Origin of the sequence: Pseudobacter sp. (genome assembly GCF_051955275.1) — a bacterium.
Taxonomy (GTDB): domain Bacteria; phylum Bacteroidota; class Bacteroidia; order Chitinophagales; family Chitinophagaceae; genus Pseudobacter.
Genome location: NZ_JBQCGW010000272.1, coordinates 45,238 through 57,754, shown reverse-complemented (window position 1 = coordinate 57,754; position 12,517 = coordinate 45,238). Strand labels below are relative to the sequence as shown.

The following is a 12,517-nucleotide window of genomic DNA, read 5'->3' as shown; positions in this document are numbered from 1 at the left end:
AATGTGCTATTGTTTCCAAACTTTCAAAGATCTTAAAGGTTCAACTTCTATCCCCTTTTTTACCTACTCTTTCGAGCGGGGTGCAAAGGTAGTGAACCAAAGTATTTTCACCAAATATTTTTCAGTAAATTCCGAAGATTTTTTTCTCCATTTTTACTGACCAATATTTGAAAGAACTCGCTGTTTTTGAATGGGTTGCAAAGATAGTCCGTTTCGTATTCAACACCAAATCTTTTCTCAATTTTCTTCGGCTTCTTTTTCTTTCCCTTCACCGCTTCATCATCTTCATCTCTTTGATTTTGAGCGGGTTGCAAAGGTAGGTCGTTTTCATTTACTCACCAAATCTTTCTTCTCTTTTTTCAATCTTTTTTCCTCTGCAGACATCCCGTTTATTTGCAAAGAACTCATTGTTTTTAAACGGGTTGCGAAGGTAGGCCGATTCGATTTACTCACCAAATTTATTTTACAATTAATCTGATTTTCTTTCCGGTTTCTATCTTTCCAATCTTCTAAAGAACTCCCTGTTGTTTAACGGGTTGCAAAGGTATACATTTCCATCACTTCACCAAATATTTCGCAATTATTCTCGAAATTTCTTCTTTACCCGCTATACATATATATAATAGGTACTCCCCCCTCCTTCCTCCCAAACCATAAAACCATTATATTGTAATACTATAAAACCATTGTTATGAAAACCACATTGCTGCTCAGCCTCACCCTGTTGTTTTCCAGCACATCCTTCAGCCAGGATATCCCCACCACACAGGTTCCCCCCGCTGTTATCAAATCATTCAACAAGTACTTCCCCAATACACCCAAAGTGGAATGGGAAAAGAAAGCCAACCAGTACGAAGCCGAATTCGATGTCAAACGCGCTGATCATAAAGCCCTCTTCGAATCCAATGGCCAGCTCATCGTATATAAAAGAGAGATCCCTCACGCACAACTGCCCCAGACAGTGAAACAAGCCATCAAACAACAATACCCCCATTATAAGATCGATAAAACTGAACGCATCGCACGAAACGGCCACCTGTTCTACCAGGTGGAACTCAACGGGAAGCCGCAGGACCTCAAAGTAGTCTTCACCCGCGACGGCCAGACCGACAACACCAAAGGCTGGTAATCATTCCGGGCAATATCCTCCCCACCCTCCCCGGCGGTATCGTTTTTTAACCCTCCGCAATAGCTTAACTATTGATCATGAGGTTTAAACTGCCATTCAGGAAAATATTCAACTGCCTTAAAAGCACGTACAAGGCCTGGGACAGCCGCATGCCATTTGCCAGCAGCGCTGTCATATCTTATTATACCATTTTCTCACTCCCCGGACTGATGGTAGTGATCATCGCCGTGGCCGGTTACTTCCTGGGAAGAGAAGCCGTTACCAACCAGCTGACCACCCAGCTCGGCGGCCTCGTTGGTTATGAAGCCGCTCAATATATCCAGAACATCGTGGCCACTGCCAGCAAAACAAAGGGAAGCTGGCTCGCATCAGCTCTGGGCATCGCTACTCTGCTCTTTGGCGCCACCGGTGTATTTGTGAATGTGCAGCAGATCTTCAACAATATCTGGGAGATCAAACCCGAGCCCAAAGGCAAATTCATAAAACTGATACGCGACCGCCTTTTCTCATTCGGACTGATCCTGGTGATCAGTTTCATGCTGCTGGTATCTTTATTATTATCCACCCTGCTGAATCTCCTGAGCACCTGGCTCACCAGCTATCTCCCGGAATCATTCATGGTGATCTTCAAAATACTCGACCTGGCTCTGTCCATTACCATCATCACCTTCCTCTTTGCCGCCATGTTCAAATATCTTCCTGATATTAAGATCAGCTGGAAGGCCGTGATCCCCGGTGCCCTGCTCACTTCCATCTTATTTGTCATCGCCAAATTTGCCCTGGGCCTCTATTTCGGCACCAGCAATCCCGGAACCGCCTACGGCGCAGCAGGCAGCGTGATCCTGATCATGCTCTGGGTTTCCTATTCCGGGCTCATTCTTCTTTTCGGCGCCGAATTCACCCGGGAATGGTCGAAGTGCTCAGGCGTACGGGTGAAACCCACTGAAGTGGCCACCAAAACAGATGCAGCCCACACAACCGGACTCGGTAAAAAAGAACTCAATAAATAGCTACAGCACAGTAAAGCAACGAATCCTGTAACGAGCTTGTCCATACACCAAACAAGCGCTTAGTGAAAAATTTTACCCTGTGCATCTTTCTTAGTGTATTAATGACCGGTTGTGTATCCGAATCTTATTTCCAGAGCCCGATGCACAGCAATACGGCTCCTTACAAAACCATTCCGCTGCAAGGCGACAGTATCGCAGCAGCCACTTATATTGGTGGGAACTTTACACTGGGCGCGGCCAATCACAGGTTGCGCGACAGTTACTTCGGCTTCAATGGAAATTTATTCCGCTCGCACAACTTCGGCAGTTTACAGGGATATTACGGGATCAATGCCATGGTAGGACAGTATCGTGTGAATTATACTAAAGATGCAGAGGGTGCTGACCAGCAATCACCCTACTTCAGACAGGGCGATAATTTCTTCGGAGCGGTTGGCGGTTCAGCCGGTATCAACGTGGTTAGCCCTTTCAGGAAAGGTGAATGGCGCGTACTCGGTGCAGAACTCAGCTATCAGCAGGAGTTCGGCGATTACTACAAATTCCGTCAGAAACTTCCGGTTAACCAGATCCGTTATGTTGACACAAGGGATCATTATTTTACCTGGGGACTGAGCACTGAGATCCTGGGCGAAGTAGGTAACCAGTGGCAGCTCGGTTACAAAATGGGCTATATCATGAGCGTGAACCCACTGCATAGCCAGACCAATGGCAATACTTTACACCCCGCCTGGGTATCGCAGACCATCGCAGTCACCAAAATCAACACCACCGGTTATATTCAGATGAATGCAGGCACCCGGGTATTTGGCGTGCAGCTGGGAGTGAATTACAGACTGGGACGTTAAGTTATCGTCGCTTAATCATATACTTCAACCTTTCCTTTATGCCCAGAACCCTTATCCGTTTGCAGCGGCTGCATGCCTGCTGATGACCGGCTGTACAACGCAGATCTTTCTGCAAACCCCGTACATGGTCATTCATCCAGCTATAAAACCCGGCCCATGGTGATCCACAGCCTCGCTTCCGCCACCTATTTCAGCGGGCATTTTTCCATCGCCGGTACCAACGACAGAACGCATGATGTAGTGATGTCCGGAACAGCCTCCGTTCACCGGGCGCATACCTTCGGCATTTTCCAGGGTATTACGGAGAGAATTTTATTGCGGGTAACTATCATACTGGTTCCGGCTCTTTTGATTCCTATCAGCAAGACCCCAAAGAAGGTGCTGCATAGGTTAAGCAGGTTCTGACAGAACAATTCATTGTAGTTTTTCCTCAACTGATTAAAAGATACCGGTCGCTGGTCGGCAATCCCTTTCTGCCTTAAGGCAAAAGATCCAGCTTTGCATTTCCCCTCATTCGATTTCCACTTTCCCGCCCCTGTTAATGGTTTTTAATTATTAATCATTAAATCAAAGATTTTCGATGAAAAAATGGAAATCAGTGGCCGCATTGTTGCTGGCCGTAAGTACTATTGTCTCCTGCAGTAAATCCTCCGTTGAAAAAGCTGGTGACAGAGCCGTAGAAAATAATGCTTCAAATTCACTGGTCAGGCAGTCCTCCACCAGGATAAAAGCAATGATCAGTTCATCTGATACAATCCGGTTTTATTATAATCGTGAGGGAGGACTTGATTCTGTGATTGGCAAATATGATCGCTACATCGTGTATGGTAAAGGGAAGTATGCCGATTCCATGGCCCATTACTTTAAAAGTGATTTCGGGCAATATCTGGAAAATCTGTATACAAAAATCAAATACAATGAAGAAGGCCGGATGATCGAATACACAATGACCCATCCGCGATTTCCAGGATGGCCACCTGCCAGGTATATATTGCATTACAACCAATCCGGAGATCTTACAGAACAAAGAATGCAAGTCGAAAATAATCAGAAAAAGGAAAATTTCTACAGGTACAACGAAGATAATGATCTGGTATGGAACAATACGGTAATCGATGGTGCGGGGGATCATATCTGTACGCTGCGATCGGACGGGCAACTGAACCCTTTCTACAAAATGGATTTGATGTACATCATCTTTGGTTACAATGAGAAGCAGCAGATGTTATTAAGCAAGCACAACCTTGTTGAAGTTTATCGCGAATACGAAGGCAGACTGATCACTTTTCTGAATGAATATGATGAAGACGGCAGACTGATCAAAAAAACCGACCTCCGTTACAACGATTATTTCACCCTTTCCTATTATTAATTATAACACAAGGAAAAGCTGTGTTCCATTCATTAGCCCGCTCCTGTTAAGTTTTTATTTTTTAATCATTAAAGCAGTCATTCCGATGAAAAGATGGAAATCAGTGCCGGTAATAATACTGGCCGTATCAACTATTATCTCCTGCAGCAAATCTGCCACGGACCAAATTGCCGGCCCTCCCGAAAATAAAGAAGAAGCCAAATCACTGATCAAACAACCGGGTACCAGGATCAAAGCATTATGCAATCCCTACGATACTACGCTGTTCTATTATAATAAAGAAGGCAGACTTGACTCTGTGATCAAAAATAACGAACGCCATATCATGTATGGTAAAGGAAAGTATGCTGATACCATGGCCTCTTTCTGGGGCAACTACCTTGATGTGCTGTATGTAAACATCCAATACAACTCGGAAGGCCGGATAACGGAATACACGAAGCTTCGTCCGAACTATCCTGCTTCACAGCCTGTGACATACTTGCTGGAATACAACAGTGGCGGAGATCTTATTGCACAAAGAATGCAGGCAGGAGATGACCGGACTTTGGAAAATTTTTATGAGTACAACCAGGATCACGATCTGGTCTGGAACAATATGGTGATAGAAGGTGCGGGGGATCATATAACTACATTGCGAACAGACGGGTACCTGAACCCATTCTACAAAATGGATTTTATGTACATCATTTTTGGCGGCAATGAAATGCAGCAAATGGTGTTAAGCAAGCATAACCTGGCTGAAGTTTACCGTGAATATGATGGCACGCTTCTCACTTTCCACAATGAATATGATAATGATGGAAGGCTGATCAAAAAAACAAACCTCTATTACGATGAGTATTTCACCATTGCATATTATTAATGGCATAACAAGAAAGAGAGTACCGGTTCAGGTACTCTCTTTTCTGTTTTCCTACTGCTTATTTCATGCTGAGGTTACGCTCTTTCAGAATGCGCTTTGTTTTCTGCGCCTGCAATTTCAATGATTCAGGAGTAGAATTTCCTGCCATCAGCTCATTACACATCACCACGATCTTTTCCTTCTGATAAGAATGGAAAAACCAGCCCAAAGCTTCCACCACTGTGGTCCTCAGCCCCAGGTCCTCATTGGCATTCAGAGCCAGCGAAATGAGATTGGGCACCTCCGTATGGTAATTGTAATTCCTGAAAATGGTGATCTCTGCTATCCTTTCCTTTAATGGCTTGGAAGTATCCATGATCACTTTCATATCCCTGTTGAGTTTGAACATGGTATATTCCTGCTGCTTCAGCTGGTAATCCAGGTCCTCCTTTGCATTGTGCAGGTGAGTATGTTTTGCATATATAGACGGAAGCAGTTCTTTCACTTTTTTACTGTCCATAAATGCAAGTGCATCCTTCGCCTTTCCTGCCACCCGTTTTGAATGCCCGTCATTGATATACAATTCCACCGCAGGTGTGATCATATCTTCACTGCCGATATCACTGAGCAGGTAAGCGGCCTGACGGCGCACAAATTCATATGGATCATTACAGGAAGCCAGTAACACAGCTTTGAAATCCTCATTATTGATCAGCGCAAGGCATTTAAAAGCCTCCATGCGCACCACTCCATAATTTGAATTGAAGTATTTGTTGCGAAGCATCGCTGAAGCACCTATGCCTTTGATCGCAAAGATCTTTTCCATTGCCAGGCATTGTACATCGGGAGATGTATGGTTCAGCAGAGTTTCCCAGTAAGCGGCATTGTTCTTTTGCAGTACGATGGCTTTGTTGAGATCGATGGAGTTTTTACCATTGAAACGGAAAGTGGGATCGCCAAAAAGATGCGTTTCCAGGTAAGCGATATGTTTCATCCAGTTGCCTGTTCTCAGATCATATTGCAGGAGCCCCAGCATTTCATCGGGCCAGAGATCCTGTAATACGCCCACACTGTTGGCTATGGCCACAATGGTTTTGCCATTGTTGAAAGGATAGTATCCTGCCATATAATCATCCAGGTGCAGGGAGCCGGTCAGACAGGCATCCACCATCACAAAGCGGGCATTGGGTTGAATCGTTTTGATATCAGGGATCGCAAAATCAGTGCTGGCGTCAAAAATGGAATCGGCAATTTTAACGGAGTCCGCAAAACTGTCTTCCATCCATGCCATGGGAACGCCCAGACTTTCAGTAAACCCTTTTTTTGTCTTCTCCACATCTCCGCCTTTTCTTTCGCTGGCTGCGCGCACTTTGGCGCGGAGATAGCGGCGGATATTATCGATACTGGGTTGTGGATTGCTTACATAAGGATAACCGCTCAGCAGTTGCACATCATCGGAGCCATGATCATGGAAGATAGCCATGTCCAGTTCTTCGCGCTGCAATTCATTCATGAGCGTGAACTTCATATGTGTATCCATTCTGAAGTTCATGAACTTGATAGTATTGCCCGGTTTGAAGAGATCCGGGAATTGCTCACGCAGGGAGATCTGTTCACCGGCCCATGCATTCAGTGATTCTGAATTATAACCATGCCCGGTGTAAACAAAGAAATCATTGAGTGGATTATTCTTACTTTTTTCAGCAACCACTTTCTGCAGGTAAGCCCGGATCTTTTCAATGGCGTTTTCACCTTTCTGTACCGGAGGTTTGATACGCGCGGTGTAAATATCCATTCCTATATGCTGCCTGGAGGTTGCGCTGAGTGAATAGTAGAAAAGATTCTTCTGCGCAGAATCCTGTTTAAGGAAGTTGAACTGAAGATCGAAATCATCATAGAACCTGTCGGACGGCACGCTGGAAGATTTCCAGTTTCTCCGCTGGTCCATTTTAAAAGCAGAGGTCAGATGCTGTGCATCGCGGATCATTGGCACAGGAATATCGCCTACCAGCACGGCGCCTTCCAGTTTAGGGGACTGCGCAAATAATTTCTGAAGGATGGTCCTGATCTCATCAGGCTTGCTCCAGTTATGTGATACGATATAGGTGCCGAGGCCATCACGCTCAACAGCTTTCTTGTAAGCGGTGATCTCGGTTTTCAGGGCGCTGTAAGAATTGGCGTCCACTACAATCGCGAAGCTGGTAGGGGTGCTGATCCCCGGCTTTTCTATCTGCTGGGCTTCAGCGTTGGCGAGCCCCAGTGCACAGCATACACCAAGGACAATGGACATTTTTTTTCTCATCATTTTTGTTCTTTTTTATTTTCATCAGGGCAAAATCCAGGATTGTAAACGGCCGATGGTCTGGGTTGCTTCGGCTTTAAGTTCAGCAGGAGTTGATGCTGCAGTGGTCAATTGTTTACAGGCATCCAGGATCAGTTTTTTGTTGTAGCTATTGGAGAACCATCCCAGGGCTTCGATAATATTCTTGCGTACAGCCAGTGGTTCATCTGCATCGGCAGCCACTGTCAGCAATTGCGGGATCAGGTGATGGTAGTACATATTGCGCAGGAAACGCACGCGCTGCACACGGGCGTCTTCCGGTAATTGTTTATTCCGTATGCTGTTCATGTACTCTTCGCCATCACTTTTGCCTTTGGCAGCCACGTCCAGCAATTCATGGCTCCACTCCTCTGCTTTGTACTGCCAGGCCGCTGCCGGCTTCTTTGCACTGATCTGTTTCACCAGTTCATCATTGTTCATTACGGAAAGCGCGCGGGTAGCAGTCCAGCGGACGCGACTATCATCCGGAAATGCCATCAGCAGGTCGAGGATCGGCGGAATGAACTGATCGTGCCCCGCTTTAGCGATCCACTCGGAGGACTTGCGGCGGATGAGCTCATAAGGATCACGCAGTGCAGCAGCAGCCACTGTCAGGTAGCTGGTATCGCCACTCATGCTGAGCAGTTTGAGTGCTTCCATGCGGAGCGTGCGGCTATTGGAAGAGAAGTAGATCTTTCTGAACTGAGCAGGACTTTCTTTGCGGGCGGTTTCAAACAATCTTCTCATAGCTACGGCCTGCAGCACTATATCGGTTTGCTGCAACTGTTTTCTCCAGTAGGCAGCAGGCTGTTGTGCAGCCAGCATTTTATTCACGGCCGCCGACTGGGGATGAGAGAAATGCCAGGTGGGATCGCCATTGAGCGAAGACTCCAGTGTATTGTTGATACGGCTCCACTGACCAGCGCGGGCGCCGCGTTCCAGGAGACCGATATGTTCGATGGTCCATTTATCCTGCAACACGTTGGTAGTATTACCGTGTGTAACCAGCGTCTGCCCCTTGCCAAAAAGATAAGCGGCAGAGATATTTTCAGGACGATGAAATGAGCCGTTGTAGCAGGCATTGAAGATCACCATGCGTGAAGCGGGTGAAACCTTGTTCAGCTCACTGCTGAAGATTTCCCTTTCCGTGGCATAGATGGAGTCCGCAATACGGAGTGAATCGTTGTCGAATGCGCCATCGAACCAGTTTTCAGGAACACCATATGTTTTGATCAGTTTCTGTTTAGCCTGTTCTACATCCTGCTTTCTTGCAGCTGCCCTGCGAAGGCTGGTACGAAGTGTGTATTTTATCAGCGCTACAGAAAAATCGATATTATCCCCTGACGGGGAGTTATTGATGTACTGTTGTTCGATATCTCCATGCTCCGTAAAGATGGTTAGATCCAGACCAGGCCTTTGCAGCTCGCTGAAGAGCCGGTATTTCATCTGCTGGTCCATGGAAAAATGCAAGGCACGGTATCCTTCGGTTTCTCTGAACACTGCCGGCAATACTTCCTGTAAAGCATATTGTTCATGCATCCAGGAGGTGATGCTTTCAGAATTGTAAGCGCTTCCGGTGAAAGCCAGCATTTTATTCAGTGGGTTGACTACAGCGCGGGCCGCCACTGCTTTATCAAGAAAGCGGCTGATCTCCTGTACCCGGGCTTCTCCTGCTGCATGGCTCATGATCCGGCCTGAATAGATATCAGATCGGATGGCCTGTGGCGAAGTCTCTTCCAGTTCATAATAGAACCAGAGTGGTTTTTCAGGATCCTGTTCGATGGGCCTGAATAGAAGATCGAAATCATCATAGAAGCGGTCGCTTGCCACGGATGACTGACGGCGATCGAATTTCTGTTCATCCATTTTAAAAGCCGTGGTCATATGCTGCGCGTTCCGGATCATGGCCACGGGCACATTGCCGATGAGCACAACACCTTCCAGTGCAGGATACTGTTTGCGCGCCTCCTGCAGGAGATTGCGCACCTGCATGGGATCTTTCCATTTGGCGGATACCGCATACACACCAAGTCCCTCCTTGCTTTCCAGCATCTGACAATAATTACGGAAAGATGCCGTAGCTGCTATTTCCTCATCAGAAATAACAGCTACAACAGCATCGGTTCTCTGGGGACGGGCAAGCACCTGCTGGGCAGTTGCCTGCTGAAATAAAGAGGGTACGGAAGCTAAAACGATTTGAAAGATCTGCTTCATCTGGGTTCAGGATTTTAATAGGTCATGCCAATGGTAAGGCCTGCGAAATTGCGGGAGGCATTTGGCAGCGCGGTTGTATTCACACGCTTCCAGATACTTCCTTCCGCCTTTACATATAATGAGGTTTCAGAACCACGTGTTATGGGAAAGCGGTACTGCGCCGAGAGCCCTGCTTTGAAAATATCCGATGCCAGCCATTCCTGGTCAGGATTCACCAGTCCTTTCACTACAACGTCGGACTGATACCCGAAAGACTCGTAGTTATTGAACTGGGTGAAGCAGTCGCGCAGCGCCAGGTTCACGCCCCAGGTAAAGTTCTTTGCATCGCTCCATACCAGGTTACGGGTAAATGCGATCCGGTATTCGTTGGCATCGACAGTATTTCTTGATTTCGGATAATTATAACGGTTATCCATACCTGAATAAGTGACGGACGCTTCTGCCATCCATTTGAAATCATCCTGAAAACGGTCTGCGATCCAGCGATAGCTCAGAGAGCCTTCGTTATAGAAAGTAGTGCTGAGGATATCCGAGTTCACCAGTTTGGGTAGTTCATTGCCGATGGAAGCGCCGTAGTGATAGTCTTTTCCGTTGCCATCGAAAGTTTTCCAGGAAGCATTCCACTGATGGGTATATGTACCTGTGAGCAGCGTGGCGTTCAGGCTGGCATGATACTGGTCTTCTTTGAAATTGCCATACCATACCGGTGCGATGGAACCGTCCTGTGCATCATCCGTGCGAATGGAGTAACCGGCATCCAGCAATAAACGCAGGTTGTTTTTTTCCCATTGCAGTTGTGCAGATCCGCCATAGGTCTTGCCCGTGTAAAAGCGGGTTTCAGTAACAGATTGTGAACGGTAGTAGTATCCAAGACCGGCCAGTCTGTAGCGATAATGGATATCTTCATTATTACTTACCTGGAAATTTAGTTTCTCTTTATAGAAATTGAAATTTCCATTCACACCCAGGCTGAATGATTTATTCAATGCCCACACTAAAGACGGATTGAGGGTGATATCATTCGTATAAGTCAGGGGCCTGGGATCGTTCTGCCTGGCGCCTGTGCCAACTTTGTAGCGGACGCCTGCTCCAATCAGAATGGAACGGCTCTCATTCACGGGTGTGCTGGCCTTGAGTTCCAGGTCATACAATTGTTTTTTCCAGTCGCCCCCCATAGAGTCTGCAATGATATAAGGGTTGCGGCGGTATGGGTCCAGCACGGCAGACCAGCGGATATCATCATCCCATCTTTGCTGGAAGGAAAATTTCCCATAAAAGGACGCATTACCCAGTGGCTGGTATCTTTCCGAGAGGAAGTTGAGGCTGCGGCCGGTGTAAGGTTGTTGCGGTCTTCTGAGATCCCCGCTTTCAATGTTCACTCCCAGTGCGGTCTGACCAAGTGAGGTAGCCGGCAGTACGGAAAGGCCGGCAGCGTTCTGCGTGCTGATCCAGGGGTTGCGGATGGGTGCCAGCTGCAGTTTACCGCTGATAGTGCTCAGGGTATCCTGTGCCTGAACGGCGGTACCAAAAACTATGGGGAGCAGGTATATGATTCGTTTCAACATAAAATTGGTTTTAGGGTGGCTTACCATCTAACAACTGGAGGTTTAACCATTTCAAAATCTACGGTGGAGTTATTGAGGTCCTGCAGCACCCTTCGTCCGTTTTCCACGCGTGCCACCTTGCGGCGGAGCGCCTCTCCCGTATAAGTTCCGGTGCAATTGTTGAAGCCTGCATCGATGCTGGCAGGAATTCTTTTGAAATTGATGGCAGTGGGATTGGCCAGGCAGTCCACTGCATCGAACACACTGTCAACCGGCACCTGCATAAACTGCGCAGTGCTGGTGGAACCAGGTTCCGTGAAGAGCGGGAGGTTAGCCACATCTTTATGCCTGAAGATCACCATACCCGGACCGAACACGGAGGTAAGCCAGTCGAACCCGACACTGCCGAGATAAACGGACTGCAGGTTGGGGACATCGGAATCGAGATCCCGGTTATCCGCACGTGGCACATAGCTCTCCCAGTTGGCAATGCCTAACCCGAGGTTAACTGGTGAAGCAGGATTTCCGAGAGGGTCTGTTTTATGATCGATGCCATCCTGTGCAATGATGATGGAAGTTCCGGGAGGTATCGGGTGATCATGACCGCTACCCGGGATCATCCATACATTCTGCATATACACGTAGCCGGTTTCATCCCGGAAGCCCCAGGTCCTTGCAGTAGGTGTATTGCCGGGGGCACCTCCGGTATTACCAATACACAGCCCGTCTGCGTACATCACGGAATCTGTATTATTATAGATCTCATAGTACTGATCGGAGAAATAAGTACCGTTGCTGGGAGTACGGGACCCGGTGTAATAGATCTCTTTGAACAGGAGTGGCTTTGCATTGCTGCCGATCATCCGGATCACTGTTTCACCATTCTCCGCATTCACGATGATCCTGGCTGTTCCATTCACCGGGAATGCGTCAGCTACTTTAGTGAGCTCAAAAGCTTCCTCCGGAGAGATCATTTTAAACCCGTGAACATTATATTCTCCATTGATGAGGCCTGGTACATTAACTCTACCCAGTGCATCTGTCTGTATCTTGAATTCCTGCCCGGTATTGATATTGATGATGGTGAGGTCAACATTACCTGCCTCCTGTTTGAGGAAATGCGCGGGGTAAACAGTTTTGATGACTGTAGGCAGCTGCTGCAATTCCTGGTATCCTTTGCGGCAACCGGCCAGCAGCACTATTCCTGCTATGATATATAAAAGATGGATCGATTTCATG

At 47.1% G+C, this 12,517-nt stretch carries 11 protein-coding genes; 6 read left to right on the top strand and 5 right to left on the bottom strand.

Annotation, left to right across the window (positions count from 1 at the left end):
• Positions 1-107: 107 nt before the first annotated feature.
• Positions 108-314, bottom strand: a complete 207-nt coding sequence (locus ACTHMC_RS24115; protein WP_440417151.1) for a hypothetical protein — start codon at positions 312-314, stop codon at positions 108-110.
• A gap of 377 nt (positions 315-691) precedes the next feature.
• Between ACTHMC_RS24115 and ACTHMC_RS24110 the strand changes: the two genes are divergently transcribed.
• From ACTHMC_RS24110 to ACTHMC_RS24085, 6 genes are all read left to right on the top strand, one after another.
• Positions 692-1,129 (top strand): PepSY-like domain-containing protein, encoded by a 438-nt coding sequence (locus tag ACTHMC_RS24110; protein WP_440417149.1) that lies wholly within the window; start codon positions 692-694, stop codon positions 1,127-1,129.
• A 77-nt stretch (positions 1,130-1,206) separates the two neighbouring features.
• A complete protein-coding gene (locus ACTHMC_RS24105) occupies positions 1,207-2,139 on the top strand; it encodes a YihY/virulence factor BrkB family protein (RefSeq protein ID WP_440417147.1) in 933 nt (310 codons plus the stop codon).
• A gap of 62 nt (positions 2,140-2,201) precedes the next feature.
• Positions 2,202-2,984, top strand: a complete 783-nt coding sequence (locus tag ACTHMC_RS24100; protein ID WP_440417145.1) for a hypothetical protein — start codon at positions 2,202-2,204, stop codon at positions 2,982-2,984.
• A 156-nt stretch (positions 2,985-3,140) separates the two neighbouring features.
• Positions 3,141-3,389: a hypothetical protein gene (locus ACTHMC_RS24095; RefSeq protein ID WP_440417143.1), complete on the top strand. Its 249-nt coding sequence runs from the start codon at positions 3,141-3,143 to the stop codon at positions 3,387-3,389.
• A 175-nt stretch (positions 3,390-3,564) separates the two neighbouring features.
• Positions 3,565-4,356: a hypothetical protein gene (locus ACTHMC_RS24090; protein WP_440417142.1), complete on the top strand. Its 792-nt coding sequence runs from the start codon at positions 3,565-3,567 to the stop codon at positions 4,354-4,356.
• 85 nt (positions 4,357-4,441) lie between these two features.
• Positions 4,442-5,221: a hypothetical protein gene (locus ACTHMC_RS24085; RefSeq protein ID WP_440417140.1), complete on the top strand. Its 780-nt coding sequence runs from the start codon at positions 4,442-4,444 to the stop codon at positions 5,219-5,221.
• Positions 5,222-5,279: 58 nt separating this feature from the next.
• Here ACTHMC_RS24085 and ACTHMC_RS24080 read toward each other — a convergent pair whose 3' ends face one another.
• From ACTHMC_RS24080 to ACTHMC_RS24065, 4 genes are read right to left on the bottom strand one after another with little or no spacing between them, the layout of a single operon-like run.
• Positions 5,280-7,505 (bottom strand): HEAT repeat domain-containing protein, encoded by a 2,226-nt coding sequence (locus ACTHMC_RS24080; RefSeq protein WP_440417138.1) that lies wholly within the window; start codon positions 7,503-7,505, stop codon positions 5,280-5,282.
• 21 nt (positions 7,506-7,526) lie between these two features.
• Positions 7,527-9,734 carry a HEAT repeat domain-containing protein gene (locus ACTHMC_RS24075; RefSeq protein ID WP_440417136.1) on the bottom strand — a complete coding sequence of 736 codons (2,208 nt, stop codon included), beginning with the start codon at positions 9,732-9,734 and terminating at the stop codon, positions 7,527-7,529.
• A gap of 14 nt (positions 9,735-9,748) precedes the next feature.
• Complete coding sequence (locus ACTHMC_RS24070) at positions 9,749-11,299, bottom strand: DUF6850 family outer membrane beta-barrel protein (RefSeq protein ID WP_440417135.1); 1,551 nt, start codon at positions 11,297-11,299, stop codon at positions 9,749-9,751.
• A 20-nt stretch (positions 11,300-11,319) separates the two neighbouring features.
• On the bottom strand, positions 11,320-12,516 hold the full coding sequence (locus ACTHMC_RS24065) for a DUF4876 domain-containing protein (RefSeq protein WP_440417133.1): 1,197 nt from the start codon (positions 12,514-12,516) through the stop codon (positions 11,320-11,322).
• Between the last annotated feature and the right edge of the window lies 1 nt (position 12,517).